This window comes from Marinomonas phaeophyticola (assembly GCF_026966905.1).
GTDB lineage: Bacteria > Pseudomonadota > Gammaproteobacteria > Pseudomonadales > Marinomonadaceae > Marinomonas > Marinomonas phaeophyticola.
The window spans coordinates 143,553-161,815 of sequence record NZ_JAPUBN010000015.1; the positions used below are offsets into that span (position 1 = coordinate 143,553).

An 18,263-nucleotide genomic window follows, 5' to 3' on the forward strand; every position below is an offset into this window, starting at 1 on the left:
ATCGCGGCTGATTACTTTGATGACTTGCAGGGCTCTTTTTAGCCAACAGGTTCACATTGTGTCATGGCTAATCATTATCTAACTCTTTTATAGAGTGTTTTTAACTCGCCTAGGTAGCTTCTCTTAATTTGTATTCCCTTATCATGGTAGACACCGAGTTGATGCTAATGAGGGTGAATTTGGTCTTTGATAACAAAGAACAAGAAGCGTCTTACGCTGGTAAAATGAAGCGTTTGATCATGGTTTGTTGTCGGTGTTTTAGCGTCTAAGCTTAGTCAATGCTAAGTCTTCATTGGGTTTCACTCAAAATGACAGGTAAACTAGTCTTATTCTAAATAGTAGTCATTGGTATATTTGAATAAAAGAGGGTTTTTTAATGCCTTGGATGATAAAAATAATATCAGGGTTGAGTGTGTTAAACAGCGCCATTATTGGACTGTTTAAATATTTGGCTTTATCTGCTGTCGCGATTATGACATTTGTTATTCTGTTACAAGTGTTTTTCCGCTATGTGCTAAATAATTCCTTTCCATGGTCTGAAGAGCTTGCTCGCTACCTAATGGTTTGGATGACCTTTCTTACTTTACCTGTTGTGTCCCGCCTGAAACAACATGCGGCTTTAGAAATTATTCTCGGAAGCCTACCCCATAAATTAAATACAATACTGCAACTGATCATCTACGGTTTGACGGGCATTGTTTTGTTTATTGCTTTTGATAAAAGCTATGATTTTGCGATGAAAGGCACTCGCATGTTGGCGACAGCGTTACCGGTTACCAAAGCGTGGTCTTACACGGCCATGCCAGTTGGTTTTTTTGTGATGATGCTGGTTTATCTAGAGTTGTTTCTCATTAATCTAGTTGATTTATTTTCTCCTGAGAAGGCCGCTTCGCTTTCAGTTGAATCATCAGCGAATAAACAATAAGGATAATCGTCATGGGTATTTCTTTTTTTGGGTTCTTTTATCCGTCATGTTTTTGGGTATGCCAGTTGCGTTTGCTTTGCTGTTTGCACCTGGTGTCAGTTTATTTTTAGAAGGTAAAGAAGCCTTTTATTTGCTACTTACGCAACGTTTGTACAATGGTATCGATAGCTTTCCTTTAATGGCGATTCCATTTTTTATGTTAGCCGGTGAAGTAATGAATCGTAGTGGTATTACTCTTTCACTTGTTCAAGTAAGCCAAGCGTTTATTGGGCACTTTCGTGGCGGTCTTGCACAAATTAATATTCTTTCTTCGATGTTATTTGCTGGATTAAGTGGTTCTGCAGTTGCCGACTGCTCGGCGTTAGGCAAAATGCTGATTCCAGCGATGGAGAAAAATGGTTATTCTCGTCGTTTTGCGGCGGCGGTAACGGCGGCCTCTTCAATTATTGGCCCTATTATTCCTCCCAGCGGCATTATGATCCTGTATGCATTTGTGATGAATGTATCAGTAGGTGGTTTGTTTGCCGCCGGCATTATTCCTGGGATTTTAGTCGGTACCAGTTTAATGGTGATGACTTGGTATTTGTCTAAGAAGCGCGGTTATGCCGTGGCGGCAGAAAAAGCCACTTATAAAGAAAGAGGCAAGGCGGTTAAAAAAGCTTTTTGGCCTCTAATGACGCCAGTGATTTTGTTAGGTGGTATTCTTTCCGGCATTTTCACACCGACAGAAGCCGCGGCGGTGGCGGCGGCTTATGCATTAGTCATTAGTTTTATGACTAAGACAATGAGCTTTAAGTCGTTACCGGATTTATTTTATGAAACAGCGAAATCATCCGCTGTTATCCTATTCTTAGTCGGTAGCGCCGTAGCGTTTTCAGCGGTGATCAGTTTGTCTGGAGCACCACAGAAAGTCGCTGGCTTTATGGTATCACTGACATCTGACCCACTGATGTTATTACTACTGATTAACATCTTATTATTGATTGTTGGTATGTTCCTTGATGCAGGACCTGCGATTCTGATTCTAGGACCTATTCTGGGACCTATTGTGACCCAGTTCGGCGTTGACCCGCTGCATTTTGCCATTGTGATGTGTGTGAACTTAACAGTTGGGCTGGCGACACCGCCTATGGGGCTGGTGCTCTTTGTGGCGGCCAGTGTCAGTGGTGAGAAAGTAGAGCGCATCAGTAGAGAAATGTTGCCTTATTTAGCCATGCATTTACTGGTAATTGTGCTTATTACCTATATTCCTGCCATAACAATGACATTGCCACGTATGTTAGGCTTTGCTTAGCACATGAAATAAGAATAAGTGATCTAAAAAAGGGGGTGCTAGTTCATTAGCACCCCCTTTTTTTATGGTGTTTTAACTGGTTATTTTAGAAGTTAAATTTCCCATTACTGTTTTTCCAATCGGCTTTGGCAGGGATGGTTTCAATGGTATCCCAATGTTCAACTAACATGCCATTTTCAACACGGAATAGGTCGTAGAAAGCGACATGTTGTTTCAAAAACTCACCTTCACTGATGGACAGTACAAAGTTACCTTGGCCAAGCACTTTATGATTTTCGGTATAAATCATAGGCATACCTTGTTCCGCTAAAGCACCAAGCGCCGCGCCTAAACCACTCAAATCATCGGCAACGCCTGGATTGTGCTGAATGTACCCACCTTCGTTAGGTGATATGAATTGAGTTAATTTATCTAATTCACCTTTGAGCAAAACCGTGTTTACAAAGTCAGTTACTATGGCTTTATTTTCTTCCGTTTTATCTAGGTCGGTTAATTCTGTAGAGCCATCAATCTGAGTACGGCCACTTGCATTCGCTGGCGCTGTCTCTTGAAGGTTATCCCAATGCTCAACGATTTTACCGTCTTCAAAGCGGAACACATCAAACCCAATTTTTGGACCAAAAAAGTTGTATTCTGTGTGAGAGAAGGTGTAATCGCCGTCTTGGAAAGCACGCACCACATTCACTTTAGCGCTGCCTTTTGGTAATGCTTGCAACACTTCACCAAAACCAGCTAAGCCATCTCCGACAGCCAGATTGTGTTGTATGTAGCTTGTTGGGTTTACATAGCTAATGGCTTGTTGATCGCCAGTTTCGATGGCATTCAGTAGGGCAACGGCTTTTTCTTGATTGGTGATATTCATAGCGTCTTCCGAATGTAGATTAGAACAAGCGGCTAGAGAGCCTGCAATTAGAACGGCGACGGCAACGTTTGCTTTCATGTCGATTTACCTGATTAGTTAATGTGCCGCTATTCTATAAAAGGGAAGGTGATCCAGGCAGGTGAATATGGGATAGAAAATGGTAAATGTTGAACCTATTGAGTTTTCTTAAACTGATTCGGGGTCATAAGAGTGTGCTTTTTGAAGTATTTTACAAAGTTACTTGGTTCATCAAAACCTAGGTAGGCGGCTAGTTGTTGTATTTGATAATGATCAATAGATAATCGACGTTTGGCTTCTAAAATGGTATGCGCATCAATAAGCTGCTTTGAGGTTCTATTAGTGGCTAATTTACATATTTTATTTAATGTCTTGTATGTAGTGCCGAGTAGATTGGCGTAATAATGGGCGTCACGAGTGTTGATAAAATGCTCATTAAGTAACAGGATGAAACGCTCAAAGCAGCGTGTTTGTGCCAAATTCATTTTATTTAGGTAAATACGAGGTCTTGCTTCTGTTACTTTGAGGAGCATAGAAGTGAAGAGTGTTTGTAAAAATATGAGGTTAGGTGTTTCAATTTTTAGCTCTGTTTGCAATAAACGAATTAATTCAAGTAAGGTAGATTCCTGCGATTCTGAAAGGGTAAATCCCTGTAGCTTTGATGAAATGAAATGTGTTGGGGAGAATATTTGCAGGTTGATGGCCGTAGCCACTTTGTCGATAAACTCGTCGGTAAAAACAATAAGCTTGCCTTGAGGCTTGTTGTGCACATCAAAGGAATGAATTTGACCTTTATTAATCATTAATACTCGGCCTGCCTCAAGGTGGAATTGATTGAAGTCGATGAGATGTTGCCCTTGTCCGCCGGTGATAATGATGATGTTATGGAAGTGAATGCGATGGGGCTGATCTATGTATTTAATGTCGCCTGATTCAAAGCGTTGGTAAAGGTTCTCCAGACTAATGATTTCAAACCCTAAACTAGACAATTTTGAATTTTTAAACTTTATGTCTGGAATCGTTACATTCATTGCCGTTCTCTTTATCGCTATAATGGTATTTTGAATAATGGGTTTAAAGATTGATGCACGCTAGGGTTGTTTAATGATCTTCATTAATAAAACAGGGTATTTTTCTTTAGGCGCCTTTTCTTTCACTTATTTAGCAAGAAAAGATAGGTTATGACATTAGATGAATTAGTCGTATTTGAAAAACAATTTCTGTCTTTTATCACAGAACAAAGGCATGCAGATAGTGCTCACGATGTCAGCCATATTACTCGAGTCGTAAAAGTAGCAAAAGCCATGGCACAAGAGGAGCGAGCGGAGCTTGCTATCGTGGTGCCAGCGGCATGGTTACACGACTGTGTTTCCTTCCCTAAGAGTCACCCTGATAGAAAGAAAGCGTCTACCCTTGCTGGTGACAAGGCCATTACTTTTCTTGAATCTATTGGTTACCCACAAGTGTGTTTTGACGCTATTCATCATGCCATTAGCGCTCATAGTTTTAGTGCTAATATTGCCCCCACAACGCTAGAAGCCAAAATTGTTCAAGATGCCGATCGTTTAGATGCGTTGGGAGCAGTGGGTGTAGCTCGCTGTATGCTGGTAAGTGGATCCGTTCACCGCTCTCTTTATTCGATTGATGACCCTTTTTGTGACTCTCGTCCTGTAGATGACAAACAATTTTCTATTGATCATTTTTATAGCAAGCTATTTAACATTGCTGAAACGTTACATACCGACTCTGCTCGTATTGAAGGACGAAAGAGAGAAGCGTTCATGCGCGACTTTTTGGCGCAATTAAAGCAAGAAATATAGGCTAAAAAAGCCTTGACCTTAAACTATACTCTAAGGTCTATCATGGCAACATTACATGAGTAGTAGGTATGTTTATGAAGATCGGTGATTTAGAAAAACAATCAGGTATCAGTGCTTATACACTGAGATATTATGAAAAAGAAGGTTTATTAATGCCTTCTAAGCGAGGTGAAAATAACTATCGCCATTATTCACAGGATGATTTGATCACAGCAAAATTTATTAAACGCAGTAAGGCTTGTGGCTTTAGTTTGTCTGAAACGGCGTCGTTACTTGCCATTAAAACCGATAAAAGCCAACATGTTTGTGCAGAAGCTAAATCCATTACACACAGTAAGATTCAAGAGATTGAAGAGCAAATTCAACGCTTGCAACATATGCAAGAGACGCTTATTCAACTTGAGAAATATTGCTGCGGTGGACAAGAGAGCGCAGAGTTTTGTTCGATTATCAGTGCTTTAGAACAAGATCAAATAATAGAAAAAGGAGAGTAACGTGGATTTAATCAATAATTTTATTGCGCTTTTTGTTGAATCAGCCCCTTTTCTATTAGTCGGCATGCTAATCGCTGGAGTTATTCATCAGCTAGTACCCAAAAAATGGATAGAGTCGACCTTAGGTAAACGTAATTCTGTGGTAACCGCCGCTCTGATCGGAGCCCCTTTACCTCTGTGTTCCTGCTCGGTGATCCCCGTGGCCATGGGGATTCGTCGAAGCGGTGCGAGTAAAGCCAGCACGGCTAGTTTTTTGGTCTCGACTCCTGAGACAGGGGTGGACTCTATTGGTGTCACCTATGCCTTGATGGGACCGATTATGGCCATAGCTCGCCCGATTGCTGCGATTATTTCAGCTATTGTAGCGGGCAGCTTAATTACTGTATTTGGCTCAGTAGAAAGACCAAAGCCAGCGTCTGAAGAGGCCCCTGTGCAAAAGAGTTGCTGTCATAAGAGTGCTCCCAAAGCTGTCAGCCTCTTTGATAAGGTTAAAGCCTCTTTTGTGTTTGGTTATGGTCAATTATTACGCGATTTTATGGTGTGGTTTCTGATTGGTATTTTCTTTGCGGCGTTGGTGACGACCTTTGTTCCTGAAGACTTCCTGACACAGTACGGTCAAGGTGTGTTTGCCATGTTAGTCATAGTGCTTATCTCAGTGCCTATGTACATCTGTGCTACCGCCTCAACGCCGTTGGCCGTGGGTTTATTGTTATCAGGTATTACACCTGGAGCGGCTTTGGTCTTTATGTTAACTGGCCCTGCAACCAATATTGCCACATTGATGGTGATCAAAAATGAACTTGGTAAACGTGAGCTGGTGATTTACCTGATCGCAATTGTGGTTAGTGCGGTCGGTTCCGGCTTGTTACTGGATTATTTATTCGATACTTTTCAATGGGAAATGCAGCTTGTACATGGAGATCATTCCGACATGATGGGCTTCTTCTATCAAGCTAGTGCTATTGTATTAGCCGGCTTGATTGCTTTTCAGCTACAGAAACGTTTTTTAAAAATTATGGTGTAATACTGGCTAGGTACGCTTTCTTACTTCACCAGGAGAAAAACCAATCACCTTTTTAAATGCTCTTGAGAATGCAGATTCTGATTGATAGCCATACTGTGTGGCTATCGTCAGAATGGAGTCCTTCGTTGTTTGAAAGTTGGTATAGGCTAATGACATTCGCCATGCGGTTAAATAATCCATTGGTGAATTTCCAACAAGACGTTTGAATTCAACTGCAAAGTTGGTTCTAGACATACCGACCTGTGTTGCTAACTCTTCTAAAGACCAATGTTTTTCTGGGAATTTGTGAACCAGTTGAACGGCTTTTGTTATTCGCGCATCGGCAAGTGCCCCTACCCAGTTTAGCGTATTAGGATGTGTTCCTTGCTGATGTTCTAGGTATTGACGGAGTGCAGTAATGACCAATAAATCTGCCAGTCGAGTAATCATACCGCTTGTTCCTATATCGGTATTGATTGCTTCGTTTGATAAGAGATGAACTAAGCTCTGAATGGATTGGTTGGCACTATCGTCCTTCTGTATGTAGATCGCATTTGGTAGGGTTTCGAGTAGTTTTAATGTGAGTGGGTGTTTAAAGGTAATGGCTCCACATAACATGATTGCTTGACGTCCATTTCCACCAAACTCAAGCTGTTCGAAATGTTCGTTAATGAATTTTATTGGTAACTTATTCAAAGGGACATGATTGTTTGACTCACCATCTGAAAGCACATGGCCTATTCCTTTTGGTAAAAGGATGAAATCGCCTGCTTGCATGTCAATGTTTAACGGTTCCGACTGGGTGTTCAGAGCTTGTATATGTGCCGTTCCACTCGCTAGTAGATGAAACATCATGCAATGATCAATCGCAGGCATACTAATACCCCACGGTGAGCGGAGAGTCGACTGAGTACAAAACACACTTTCCATAGACATTTTATTTAATAAGCTAGAAATCACACTCTCTGATGCTTTGGTCGCGAGTCTTTTATCGTAATCAAAGGTCACTTTCCCCTCCCATAAGCCTAATTCGTAATTATTCTAATGTATCTTATTTAAGGTGGCTTAAAAAATGAATTTACAGCAATGAATTATGAATGATTGGGCCGTATCTGATTTTGTAAACTCGTTATGCTTTTTGTTCATTCATCAACCAGTGAGCAAAATAATGACAAATTTAATAAAAGATATTGAACAGGTGTTAGTTATCGGTGCGACAGGAAAGACGGGGAGCCGAGTTTGCAAACGATTAAGTAAGTTGCTTTCACCTGAAAAAGTGAAGCCAGCTAGTCTTCATTCTGATATTTGCTTTGATTGGCAGAACTCAGATACCTGGCACACAGCCTTAAATGGTGTCTCTCATGTTTATTTAACTTATTTCCCTGATCTAGCCTTACCTATCGCGACCGAGCATATACGCGCTTTTTGTAAGTTAGCACTCCAGCAAGAGGTACAACACGTCACGTTACTATCTGGGCGTGGAGAGCCTGCCGCTCAAGAGTGTGAAGATATTTTAATCCATTCAGGGCTGAACTGGACGGTGGTGAGAGCATCCTGGTTTAGCCAAAATTTTTCAGATGGACTATTTAAAAGCTTTATCGAGTCTGGACAAATTCGTTTACCTGTCAATCAGGTAAAAGAACCTTTTGTTGATATTGATGATATTGCTGAGGTAGTGGTGCAGTCCATGGTTGATATCAAACATCGAAATACACTTTATGAAGTAACGGGACCAGAGTTGTTAACATTTGCTGATATTGCGAGCCAGTTCACGAAAGTTTTAGGTAAACCAGTCTATTTTCAATCGATTACTCCTGACGAATTTGAGTCTGGTATGTCAGCCGCCCACGTACCAAAAGAAGTGACTGATTTATTACTGTTTTTGTTTACTGAGGTTTTAGATGGTCGTAACGAATATATTACCGACGGGATAGAACAAGCACTCGGTCGAAAGGCTAAGAGCTTTAGTGCTTTTATTGAGTCAAATAGAGCGTGTTTCTAGGAAAAAAGAGATCCCCCTCTGCTTTGTTTGCAATGATAGGATCGTAAAAAATGGGGGGGACTGTTTTTTTAATTTTGAGGTGTTGCTAAAAGTTAAGCTAATGGAAAGATAGCTTTGCTTATACTAACACTTGACGTGTAGTGGCAATGTAATGGTGAATCTGATCCTCTGTCTTTGGGTCAATCATTTCTTTTGGACGGCAGCCGTTTGGACATGCCATTTTAGGCGTTGTGCCAAATAAGCGGCAAATAAGAGGACGTTCATCATACACTTCGCAGCCATTCGGCCCAAGGTGCACACAATTCAGTTCATTGAGAGCGGCTTCATGCTCCGCATCGGATTTTACGGGTAAGCGAGACATTTCTTCAGAAGATGTGGTGACGGGTCCACAACAGTCATGGCAACCTGGAGTACACTCGAATGTTGGTATACGCTCGCGCAGACTGGCTATGATCTCTCGATTACTGTTCATACTCAGGTCCCTTTTATCCAATATTTAGCATAGTTACTAATAATACAGCGTAATGAGGATACGGCAATCTTCAGCTAACTCAAGAGGAAGTCGATGAAAAGCGATGAAGCTTCATGTGGGCGGCCACTTATAGGGTGCCGTATCTATCATTCTTAGCGAGCACCTCGTTAGTGGCTGTTTTCAGTAATCATTTGAAGCGTATTGAATTCATTCGGCTCTAGGGCTTAAATTGGCGACACTTTACCGCTAGAATGTAGACCATTTAATGATCCTCCGATTGACCCTATATTGAGAGTAAACAAGCAAAATGAAAATACTTATTAATCTTATCCGTAACGTATTAGGCGTTATTATGGCCACTCTTGACCTTGTTACTCGAGGCTCAAAACTAAAACGTACACCGGAAAAGCAACAAGAGGTTAATAACGCACTTCAACAGCTGTCTCTGTACCAATTCTTTGCCTGCCCTTTTTGCATCAAAACCCGCAGAGCCATGCATAAACTGAACTTGCCAATCGAAACCCGCAGTGCTTCTGAGGGATCCCCACATCGTGAAGAATTATTAGCAGGCGGTGGTCGTGTGAAAGTACCGTGTTTACGTATAGAGCAGGACGGCAAAGTGGAGTGGTTATATGAGTCCTCAGAAATTATTCGTTACCTTGAAACGCGTTTTTCTTAATGAATGCATCAGGTCACTCAAAATGATTTAGCCCGTTATTTAGGAATCACATCAGTGGGGCTATCTCGTATCAAGAAGAGAGTGTGTGGTTAAATGATCGCACTTCTTCAGGGGTTAGATGACGCCATTGTCCGACGTCTACATCAAGACAGACATCCCCAATTCTCTCTCTATGAAGTGAAACAACTCTATTTCCTACGGCAGCGAACATGCGTTTTACTTGATGAAACCGGCCTTCGGTAATGGTTAACAGAACTTCTTTAGCGTGAATGATGTCTAATTTAGCTGGTAAGGTTAATTGCTTTTCGCCTTGCAATTGAAGACCTTGTTCAAATTTTGCTTGGGTATTGCTCAATAGTTCTCTGGATAGTTGAACACGATACACTTTTTGGCATTTTTGCGTAGGCCGAGTAATATTAAAAGACCAGCGGCCGTCATCGGTGATCAGTACTAAACCAGTGGTATCAGCATCCAAACGACCGGCAATGTGTAATTCAGAAACCTTCTCCACATCTACATAATTGAAAAGAGATGGATAGGCTTCATCGATATTGGAACAAATGGTCTTCGCTGGCTTATGCATCAAAATATAGCGAAAATCCCGTGCCGTTAAGCGGTTACCATTAAGCGTTACATGGTTGTTCTCATGAACTTGAGTGGCCGCATCGAGGATGATTTCACCATTTACCTTGATAATGCCCTCATGGATATACTGGAGAGCGGTCACTTTTGTGAGTTCCGTGCTTTTGCAGATAAATTTATCAAGGCGCATGATGGTTAATTAATATAAAGAGTATGTATTCTCCCATTATCCTTTATAGGCAATACATTTCAATGGGGTAGAGGTGTTAACGCCTCTTCTCTAAATTGATTGCTACGGCATTGCTATGGGCCATGTAAAGCGTACGCATATGCCTCGTTGTGTTGCCTGTCTTTCTAGTCCGATATCACCGCCAAAAGAGGTGACGATTTTTTTCACAATAGACAGTCCCATACCACTGCCTTCGACTTCATCGCGGGGCCTTAAGGTTTGGAACATTGTGAATACAAGTTCGTCATGTTCTGGTGGAATTCCTGGACCATCATCACAAATACGGAAAACGTAAAACCCATTTTCCTGTGTTGAACTGATGTGTATTTCACCTTGGCCTTGGTCATGATGTTTGATCGCGTTATTAATGAGGTTACGAAATACCTGAGTCAAAGGGATACTTTCCGTTTCAAAAGTAGGCAAAATATTGTCGTATTCTAGACGGAAGCTTTGTTTGACGTTACATAGGTCAAACACTTCTTTGATAAGCAGGTTTAAATCAATTTTTTTGGTGAGTTCACCTTTTTTCCCTGATCGAGAATAGGCCAATAAATCGTCTAATAACTGTTCCATTCGATTGATACGGACCCTCATTAAACGTAGGTGCTCTATGTCATCTACCTCTAGCTTATTGGCTAAATCTTCTTCTAACCAGGTCGCTAGTTGATCAATGCCTCGAAGGGGTGATTTGAGGTCATGGGAAGCCACATAGGCAAAGTTATTGAGTTCAATATTGCTACGAGAAAGTTCTTCTATGAAGTACTTACGCTCAGACACATCTTGGAAGGTGCCGACCAATCGAACGGCCTTGTCATTTTCAAACTCGGTAGTGCCGATCGTTCTTACCCAAATGGATTTACCTTTCTCGGTAATAAAAGACAACTCTAAATCCCAACTTTCTCCGATCGTTTTGGCTTTTTCAATGGCTTCTTTAAGTTCTGTTTGTGCTTTGTCTGTGTAATGGCTAAGAAATTTTTCCATGGTAATGGGAGTGGAAAAAGGGAGACCATAGATTCGATAGGTTTCCTCTGAAAGCAGCAAGTTTTGAGTTATTAAGTCCAGCTCCCAGCCGCCAACACCGGCTATTTTGCTGGTTCTATCAAGAGTCTCACTCATTTTTCTGAGGGCGAGGTCTTTTTCAAATCGCTCAGTTAGGTCACTAATAGAGGCTAATATTCTTCTCCCTTGAGGTGTCTCAATGGGGCGTAAATTCATGGAAATAGGAAACTCTCTTTTTTCCAAATTCAGAGCAAAAATGTCCTTGTCTACACTGCTCTCAGCTAAGGCATTTAAGTGATAGTTATCCAATAGAGATTGGCACCAGGTTTGTATTGGCTGTTGGAAGCGGTAGGGAACTAATAAGCTAAAAGGATGGTCTAGCATGTGAATTCTCGTGTAGCCGAACATGTTTTCAGCTTCTTTGTTAACCAATTCGATTTTGTCATCGGCATTAACGAGCATAATAGCGCTAGGAGATGTTTCGACTAGGAGTTCAAATTGTTTTTCTAGTTTCCTTCTTAAGGATATATCGACAATAGCGCATAGGGTTTGTTCTTTTCCTTGATAGATAATAGGACTCAAACCAATTTCTAAAGGCACTTCATGACCTAGCTTGTGTAAACCAAATACGTCCCTACCAGTACCTATTTCTTTCACCTCTGGAGAAGTCAGGTAAGCCTGCATGAGCTGAAGATGATTTGAACGGTAGCGCTCAGGTAACAACATGGACATATTGTTTTCAAGGAGCTCGCTTTTTTTATAGCCAAATACCTTTTCGATATGACAGTTTGCTAAAGTAATAAGACCTTGCCTATCAATAATGAGCTTCCCATGGGGGTCATTATTAATAATGTCATGGATCTCTTTTTCCATTTTCAGGGCATGCTCTAAATGCAGTTGTTGAGACTTTAAGACCGAGCGGTTTTTGATGAAAAAATAGATAAAAAAAGCGGAATATAAAACTAGAAAGCTAAATAATGCAAACCAGAAAGCCCGTTCAAGAGCCTGGATAGCTGGAAGTGTTACAATAACGGTGATTTTTCTCTTATCGTCTAAATAAATGCTTTCTTGAGACATGACTAAAGCGTCTAAGACACTCCAAATGCGATTGCTCTCATTATTTATTATATAACCTTCAAATTCTGCAAATTCGTCAGCCCAACGGTAAGGTGTGCCTAATTCAAATTGAAAGGTTCTACTCGAATCTGGGTGAACTAAAAAATCTTCCTGACTATTTAAAACGTAGATATTCATCTCTGACTTATCACGACCTTGATTGTTACTAAGCTTTTTAAATATTTTGGCGGCATCGACGTTAATAACGATTTCTCCAAATAATGTGGTTGCTTCTGAGGGGGTGTGTTGTGTGAAAATTGGGGTTCCAAGACGAATAACAGGTTGATATGGAATTGTGAAAGCGCCGTGTTCTTGATTCAGAGTAATATCTGAAATGAAAATCTCTTTTTCGGCGAGTTGGCGTATATTGGCAAAATAATCTCGGTTGCCTTTTTGTTGTAATTTAGCTTCTGGTATTTTAATTAATTGATTTTGATGTTTATCCACTCGGACTATTTCTCGCCCATTATCATCAACACCAATATAGCGAACTTGTATCAGGTTGGGGAGACTGTCTAGGTAGATTTCAAAAATTTTCGATAGCTTTTCTTCATAGCTAAAAAACGCTTCGGTTTGTAATTTATTGGTATTCTCAGTAAAAGGCACATTAGCGATGCCATTGACTGACGGAAGCTTAGACAAAAATAGTGTTGTTTTAGTGAGCTCGTTTAGATCACTGTTTAAACCTTGTGCTTTTTCTTCTGCTATGAAGGTTAATTCTGTCTGCATTTTCTGAATTTCTTGATGATAGATATAATCACTGGCCGATAACACAAGAATGCCTGCAATCAACATAAAAAGTGCAGAGCGATAATATGTCGCCACATGGGGGAGTCGAGTCGTAGGCATAATCATGACCTTTCAAAATCCTTTCTTAGCAGAGCAAGTTAACGCATGTAGGGGTTATTTAATCAAAAAGCGGGCTTCGAACTCAGAGGCAGGAATGGGTTTTGAATAAAAATAGCCTTGAATTAGGTCACATTGATTTTCATCGCAAAAATTTAATTGTTCTTGAGTTTCAACGCCTTCAGCAATGACTTTCAATCCTAACGTGCGTGCGAATTGAATCATGGCGATCAATACTTTGTCTTGTGATATCTTTTGTTGGCAGGCCGCAATAAATTCCTTATCAATTTTTAATGTATGTATCGGAAATAAGTGAAGGTGTTGGATAGAGGAATAACCTGTACCAAAATCATCAAGTGATAGTTTTATGTTTTTCTGAGTGAGTTTTAAGAGCCTGTCAACAATACGTTCTGGACTAAGAATGATGGAACTCTCTGTAATTTCTAATTCTAGACTGCTGGGATCCAAGCCACTTTTATCTAAAGTTGAACAAACAGACTCTAATAAGCGAATATCTTGCAACTGGAGTGCGGATAAATTCACGGAAACAGACAGTTCGTTAGGAGACAATCCATACGTTTGCTGCCATTTATATAATTGAGAGCAAGCCGTTAATAAAACCCATTCGCCAATATCACTAATAAGGTTCATTTCTTCTGCTAATTTGAGAAATACGTAAGGAGATAAAACACCTTTTTTAGGATGATTCCAGCGTATGAGCGCTTCAACTCCTTCTACTTGGTTTGTTTTTGAGTTTATTTGAGGTTGGTAATACACTTCGAACTGGTTTAATTTGAGGGCATTTTTTAATTCGTATTCAAGCTGAAGTTTATCCTCAGCTTCTTCATGCATTCTATGGGAGTAGAGGCGATACTGACTACGCCCGTTTTCTTTTGCTTTATACATAGCAATATCAGCAGATTTCATTAACTCTTCTGGCGTTGATGCACATAGACCGAGAATAGAAATGCCGATACTAGCAGAAAGGTCGAAAGCAATAGAGTTAACTAAAATTGGAGTATGTAGAGACTTTATGATGTTTCTTGCAATGTTTTTTGCTTGCTCGTCACTTTTAATATCCGTTGCTAAGACAACAAACTCATCACCACCCAGTCGGGCAAGAAGCTGGCTTTTATCAAGGGCGCTTTTAAAGCGAACGGCCACTTTTCTTAATACTTTATCACCGACTGAGTGTCCTAAAGAATCATTGATATTTTTAAAGTGATCTAAATCAATAAAAAGTACAGCGACAGTGCCTGAAGTGATTTCAGATTCAATATAGGATTGTTGCAATATGTGCTCAAAGGCTCGTCGATTAATTAATCCGGTTAGAAAATCTGTTTGGGCGAGATTCTTTAAGGAATGGGTTTTATCTCGTAATTCTTTCTCCAGTATGTATCTGTGTTGAGCTTGATAAATTGTTCTCGTCAAACGCTCTGCATTGACCTCTGATTTTAATAGAAAATCGTGGGCCCCAATCGTTAAGGCCTGTGAAGAAATGGCTTCATCTTCATGCTGACTTACCATAATGATAGTGCATACATTTTCTTTTTCTTGTAGCGCACGAATAACACTGAATCCATCTATATCTGGTAGACGATAATCAATTAATAAAACATCGATCTGCTGTTCTTCAAACTGATTTATACCCTTACGGCCGGTATTCGCTTCAATGATATTAAGTGGTCTGTGGCTATTTCTAAGTGCTCGTTTTATTGACTCTCTGTCTATGTCATCATCGTCTACAATAAGCAGTGATAAGGGTTTTATGTCATTATGATTAATATCATTCATTATCTGGCAACTCCACAATGCGCCAATAGTTCCCTAACATTTCTACTATACTTAAGAAGGCTTCTCCGACTTTTTTCTTGACTATATAGCCGGCAACATTTTTTTTGTAGGCTTCAAATTTATCCTTGTCATCATGGGACGTGGTTAGGATAAAAACAACGGTGTCAAACAGTTTAGGGTCTGTGCGCAATTCAGATAGCATTTCGATACCGCTCATGCGTGGCATATTAATATCGAGTAAGGTAATAAAAGGTTTCGGTACTTTACCTTGACGAAGCATCTCTAATGCTTCCACGCCATCTTTTGCTCGTATTGTCGGGTTTGCGATTTTTAGCTTTTTTAGCGCTCGCTCTATGCCGAGTACATCAACATCATCATCATCAACAATAAAAAGTGTTACGGTTTTTGTGTTTTTACCTGACATATTAGCGGCTTCCTTCTGCTTTGAGTCGTCATTGTGTCCTGTAGCTATAGTTAGAATATTAGCCATAAACTGAATATAAACAAGGAAAAAGTAATATTCATACAAATGAAAGTCTTTAAAAAAATGCAGCATAATTCAACGGCGTGAAAAATGATTTTGGTAGTCGATAGGCGTTTGATAACTATTCTTTACGGGCCGCTTTGGGCGACATGCCGAAATAATCTTTATAACAGTTACTAAAATGGCTCATACTAACAAAGCCGCAGGCTAAAGCGATACTGGTGATATTTTTATTACTTTGTAATAGTAATCGACGGGCATTCGTAATGCGTAATTCAAGATAATAACGGGAAGGCGTGACTTCTAAATGGGCTTGGAATAAGCGCTCAACTTGACGACGTGATAATTTCGCACATTGAGAGAGCTCTTCTAGGCTTAACGGTTCTTCAATATTATTGCGCATAAGTTCTAGCACAGTGGCTAACGCTTTTGGATAAGTCGGTTTTTCCGAGGCTTTTAACCTCGTTGGCTCTTGACTGACTTCTGTTTGATCACAGCTCAAAATCTCTCGTATTGTTAATACCAGCTCCTTGCCTTTTAAAGACTCGATGAGTTTTAACATCATCTCCAGTGCACTATGAGGACCAGCACAACTGGCTCGTTTCTCTGTAATCACCAAAGTATGGTTGGAGACTTGTACTGTGGGCAGGTTCTCTTTGATGAACGCATGGTTATCTGGATGTAAGGCACAGATTTGATTATTCAGTAGTCCCGCATGAGCTAAAGCAATGGCCCCATTCCATAGCCCACCCAATATTAGGCCAAATTTATCGGCTCTTTTTAGATAGGCAGAAAGCGTGGGGTTGCTTTGTAATGAACAGCGAAAGCCACCACAGATAATTAAAAGATGGGGGCGGTTTTCATGCGTAATAGGTAAGGATTCTATGGTGTCATCGCTAGAAATATTAATACCGATGTCACTCATAATAATATTTGAATGTACGCCCAAGGTTGTGTAATTGAACTTTTTATTTGAAGGAATCAAATTGGCCGTTACTAGGGTGTCTACCGCATTGGTAAAGGCCGCCATTGAAAAATGCTCTAGCAAAATAAAACTAATTTTAATCGGTTGGTCTTGTTGTTCATCAGAGCTCAGAAAGACTTTATTTGAGTTGCAAATCGCTTTGCTAAAATCACGTTTTTTAAAATTGCTCATGTTGTTCAAAACCTATTAAATCGCTAGAAAGAGTCATAAAGTGGTTTTTAAGTACAAGATCCTGGTTGTGTAAGAAGGTCAAACAAGGTGGCACAATGACTTTTATCTTGTAGAGATTGTATTTCCTTAATGATTTTTTGTATATGCTGATCCGTTAAACTCACCGCAGCCAATAAATGGAATTTTGCAATAAACTCCTCTGCTGTCATGGCCGTCTCTGGGTCGCCTTTAGCTTGCGTGATTGGGCTTGTTAGAGTGGTTCCATCGAGTAACTCTAGGGTGACTCGAGACAAAATTTCTTTTGGAAATCTGGCTGATAATTCAGTCGATTCCACGATACTGATTTTTCGACTAATGTCGAGAATAGCCTGATCATTTATTGCCTCTCCTGTGACTTCGGCGGGTCCCACCTGTCCTTTACAAATCAGTGCTGCCAGAGGGAAGGCTAATCCATATTGCGCTTCATCGGCATTTTGGGGGAAATGTCCTTGCAAACGCATCGATTCATGGAAGGTTTCTACTCGGATGGCTTTTACATTGTTGGTGTGAACCTCATTGTGTGCTTGCATCAGTTGTGAAACGGCTGTCAAAGCAGGCTGGGCCCAACGACAAACTGGCCAAGGCTTATAGTATTGAGCATCGATTTCCCAACGATCACCTAGATCATTCCAGCAGTGTTGAATAAGGTCTTTCTGAACCGTTTCTGCTGGCGCACCTGTAATCCCCGCTTGAGCTAAAAGGATTGCATTGATACCTGAATATGCGCCAGCACCATGGGCATCTCGTAACATGCTAGGGAAGTCTACTAATCGCATCATGGGGCAGCGAGGGCCAAAGTATTCGGCAATGCCTAAGGCATGTAAAAACTCTGCTTCGCTTAGTTTAAGTAAGCGAGCGGCACCACAGACCACACCTAAGCCAGAAAATGCCCCTGAGGCATGATATTCAGCGGCGGTGTCCATTAACGCGACACCCGCTCTCAGGCCTGTCTCGTAGGCAATCGCAATCGCTGACAGGAACTCTTCACCGGAGACAGCATGTCCTTGAGCCAAGTAAGCATCGGCAAGGGCTAATAAGGCGGGTACAACCGTGGCACCTGCATGACCTTTTGAGGTGAAATGACCTTCATGAGCATCTAGGCTATCGGCGCTGAACCCTCCTGCCCAAGCGGCCCCCATGGGATGTACGGAACGACCATCAAATAAGAGACGTGATGATAATGCGTTAGGCGGGTAATTGGATGCGGCGTAATGGCGAATGTTTTGTGTGGTTTGATTATCTTTTGCCCCCGCCAAAATACCAACGATATCAAGTAGAGAGGTACTAACAAGAGATTGGGTATGTTTTGGTAGTTGGCTAAACTGGGTATTTTGAACAAAAGCATAGAGAGACATAATAATAGCACCGATCAGAACGACAGAGAGGCAAGACTCCTAACCATCAGAAGTCTTGCCTAGTATCATTGCTTGTACATTTTTATCTTGATTG

General features: G+C 40.8%; 17 protein-coding genes. 7 read left to right on the forward strand and 10 right to left on the reverse strand.

What is annotated here, in order from left to right:
- Window positions 1-376: 376 nt before the first annotated feature.
- Complete coding sequence (locus tag O1D97_RS09765; RefSeq protein WP_269125126.1) at window positions 377-925, forward strand: TRAP transporter small permease; 549 nt, start codon at window positions 377-379, stop codon at window positions 923-925.
- Window positions 900-2,219: a TRAP transporter large permease gene (locus O1D97_RS09770; RefSeq protein WP_330221465.1), complete on the forward strand. Its 1,320-nt coding sequence runs from the start codon at window positions 900-902 to the stop codon at window positions 2,217-2,219. Before O1D97_RS09765 ends, O1D97_RS09770 begins: the two co-directional genes overlap by 26 nt.
- An 85-nt stretch (window positions 2,220-2,304) precedes the next feature.
- Here O1D97_RS09770 and O1D97_RS09775 read toward each other — a convergent pair whose 3' ends face one another.
- On the reverse strand, window positions 2,305-3,159 hold the full coding sequence (locus tag O1D97_RS09775; RefSeq protein WP_269125128.1) for a nuclear transport factor 2 family protein: 855 nt from the start codon (window positions 3,157-3,159) through the stop codon (window positions 2,305-2,307).
- A gap of 95 nt (window positions 3,160-3,254) precedes the next feature.
- Window positions 3,255-4,130: an AraC family transcriptional regulator gene (locus O1D97_RS09780; RefSeq protein WP_269125130.1), complete on the reverse strand. Its 876-nt coding sequence runs from the start codon at window positions 4,128-4,130 to the stop codon at window positions 3,255-3,257.
- A 150-nt stretch (window positions 4,131-4,280) separates the two neighbouring features.
- Between O1D97_RS09780 and O1D97_RS09785 the strand changes: the two genes are divergently transcribed.
- From O1D97_RS09785 to O1D97_RS09795, 3 genes are all read left to right on the forward strand, one after another.
- Window positions 4,281-4,919: an HD domain-containing protein gene (locus tag O1D97_RS09785; RefSeq protein WP_269125133.1), complete on the forward strand. Its 639-nt coding sequence runs from the start codon at window positions 4,281-4,283 to the stop codon at window positions 4,917-4,919.
- A 74-nt stretch (window positions 4,920-4,993) separates the two neighbouring features.
- Window positions 4,994-5,413 carry a Zn(2+)-responsive transcriptional regulator gene (gene zntR / locus O1D97_RS09790; RefSeq protein ID WP_269125135.1) on the forward strand — a complete coding sequence of 140 codons (420 nt, stop codon included), beginning with the start codon at window positions 4,994-4,996 and terminating at the stop codon, window positions 5,411-5,413.
- Window position 5,414: 1 nt separating this feature from the next.
- Window positions 5,415-6,437 (forward strand): SO_0444 family Cu/Zn efflux transporter, encoded by a 1,023-nt coding sequence (locus tag O1D97_RS09795; RefSeq protein ID WP_269125137.1) that lies wholly within the window; start codon window positions 5,415-5,417, stop codon window positions 6,435-6,437.
- A 6-nt stretch (window positions 6,438-6,443) separates the two neighbouring features.
- On the opposite strand, the gene O1D97_RS09800 is transcribed toward O1D97_RS09795, so the two are convergent.
- Window positions 6,444-7,424, reverse strand: a complete 981-nt coding sequence (locus tag O1D97_RS09800; protein ID WP_269125139.1) for an AraC family transcriptional regulator — start codon at window positions 7,422-7,424, stop codon at window positions 6,444-6,446.
- 160 nt (window positions 7,425-7,584) lie between these two features.
- Between O1D97_RS09800 and O1D97_RS09805 the strand changes: the two genes are divergently transcribed.
- Window positions 7,585-8,418: an NmrA family NAD(P)-binding protein gene (locus tag O1D97_RS09805; RefSeq protein ID WP_269125141.1), complete on the forward strand. Its 834-nt coding sequence runs from the start codon at window positions 7,585-7,587 to the stop codon at window positions 8,416-8,418.
- 118 nt (window positions 8,419-8,536) lie between these two features.
- Here the strand turns inward: O1D97_RS09805 and O1D97_RS09810 are convergent, their stop codons facing one another.
- Window positions 8,537-8,890 (reverse strand): YkgJ family cysteine cluster protein, encoded by a 354-nt coding sequence (locus O1D97_RS09810; RefSeq protein ID WP_269125143.1) that lies wholly within the window; start codon window positions 8,888-8,890, stop codon window positions 8,537-8,539.
- A 307-nt stretch (window positions 8,891-9,197) separates the two neighbouring features.
- On the opposite strand from O1D97_RS09810, the gene O1D97_RS09815 reads away from it, so the two are divergent.
- Window positions 9,198-9,569, forward strand: coding sequence for a glutathione S-transferase N-terminal domain-containing protein (locus O1D97_RS09815; RefSeq protein ID WP_269125144.1), 372 nt, complete (start codon window positions 9,198-9,200; stop codon window positions 9,567-9,569).
- 70 nt (window positions 9,570-9,639) lie between these two features.
- Here O1D97_RS09815 and O1D97_RS09820 read toward each other — a convergent pair whose 3' ends face one another.
- From O1D97_RS09820 to O1D97_RS09845, 6 genes are all read right to left on the reverse strand, one after another.
- Window positions 9,640-10,341 (reverse strand): pseudouridine synthase, encoded by a 702-nt coding sequence (locus O1D97_RS09820; protein WP_269125145.1) that lies wholly within the window; start codon window positions 10,339-10,341, stop codon window positions 9,640-9,642.
- Between the two features lie 102 nt (window positions 10,342-10,443).
- Window positions 10,444-13,344 carry a PAS domain-containing sensor histidine kinase gene (locus O1D97_RS09825; protein WP_269125147.1) on the reverse strand — a complete coding sequence of 967 codons (2,901 nt, stop codon included), beginning with the start codon at window positions 13,342-13,344 and terminating at the stop codon, window positions 10,444-10,446.
- Between the two features lie 54 nt (window positions 13,345-13,398).
- The gene (locus O1D97_RS09830; protein WP_269125149.1) at window positions 13,399-15,135 is read right to left on the reverse strand and encodes a putative bifunctional diguanylate cyclase/phosphodiesterase; all 1,737 of its coding nucleotides are present in this window, start codon (window positions 15,133-15,135) and stop codon (window positions 13,399-13,401) included.
- Window positions 15,128-15,559 carry a response regulator gene (locus tag O1D97_RS09835; RefSeq protein ID WP_269125151.1) on the reverse strand — a complete coding sequence of 144 codons (432 nt, stop codon included), beginning with the start codon at window positions 15,557-15,559 and terminating at the stop codon, window positions 15,128-15,130. Before O1D97_RS09835 ends, O1D97_RS09830 begins: the two co-directional genes overlap by 8 nt.
- Before the next feature lie 181 nt (window positions 15,560-15,740).
- Window positions 15,741-16,775: a GlxA family transcriptional regulator gene (locus O1D97_RS09840; protein WP_269125153.1), complete on the reverse strand. Its 1,035-nt coding sequence runs from the start codon at window positions 16,773-16,775 to the stop codon at window positions 15,741-15,743.
- A gap of 47 nt (window positions 16,776-16,822) precedes the next feature.
- Window positions 16,823-18,169: an MmgE/PrpD family protein gene (locus tag O1D97_RS09845; RefSeq protein ID WP_269125155.1), complete on the reverse strand. Its 1,347-nt coding sequence runs from the start codon at window positions 18,167-18,169 to the stop codon at window positions 16,823-16,825.
- Window positions 18,170-18,263 lie beyond the last annotated feature (94 nt).

Bases quoted from the DNA above. Each gene is read 5' to 3' on its own strand.
- O1D97_RS09780 (WP_269125130.1), bottom strand. From the start codon at position 4,130: ATGAATGTAACGATTCCAGACATAAAGTTTAAAAATTCAAAATTGTCT.
- zntR (WP_269125135.1), top strand. From the start codon at position 4,994: ATGAAGATCGGTGATTTAGAAAAACAATCAGGTATCAGTGCTTATACA.
- O1D97_RS09845 (WP_269125155.1), bottom strand. From the start codon at position 18,169: ATGTCTCTCTATGCTTTTGTTCAAAATACCCAGTTTAGCCAACTACCA.
- O1D97_RS09840 (WP_269125153.1), bottom strand. From the start codon at position 16,775: ATGAGCAATTTTAAAAAACGTGATTTTAGCAAAGCGATTTGCAACTCA.
- O1D97_RS09815 (WP_269125144.1), top strand. From the start codon at position 9,198: ATGAAAATACTTATTAATCTTATCCGTAACGTATTAGGCGTTATTATG.
- O1D97_RS09805 (WP_269125141.1), top strand. From the start codon at position 7,585: ATGACAAATTTAATAAAAGATATTGAACAGGTGTTAGTTATCGGTGCG.
- O1D97_RS09775 (WP_269125128.1), bottom strand. From the start codon at position 3,159: ATGAAAGCAAACGTTGCCGTCGCCGTTCTAATTGCAGGCTCTCTAGCC.
- O1D97_RS09820 (WP_269125145.1), bottom strand. From the start codon at position 10,341: ATGCGCCTTGATAAATTTATCTGCAAAAGCACGGAACTCACAAAAGTG.
- O1D97_RS09835 (WP_269125151.1), bottom strand. From the start codon at position 15,559: ATGTCAGGTAAAAACACAAAAACCGTAACACTTTTTATTGTTGATGAT.
- O1D97_RS09830 (WP_269125149.1), bottom strand. From the start codon at position 15,135: ATGAATGATATTAATCATAATGACATAAAACCCTTATCACTGCTTATT.
- O1D97_RS09765 (WP_269125126.1), top strand. From the start codon at position 377: ATGCCTTGGATGATAAAAATAATATCAGGGTTGAGTGTGTTAAACAGC.
- O1D97_RS09810 (WP_269125143.1), bottom strand. From the start codon at position 8,890: ATGAACAGTAATCGAGAGATCATAGCCAGTCTGCGCGAGCGTATACCA.
- O1D97_RS09825 (WP_269125147.1), bottom strand. From the start codon at position 13,344: ATGCCTACGACTCGACTCCCCCATGTGGCGACATATTATCGCTCTGCA.
- O1D97_RS09785 (WP_269125133.1), top strand. From the start codon at position 4,281: ATGACATTAGATGAATTAGTCGTATTTGAAAAACAATTTCTGTCTTTT.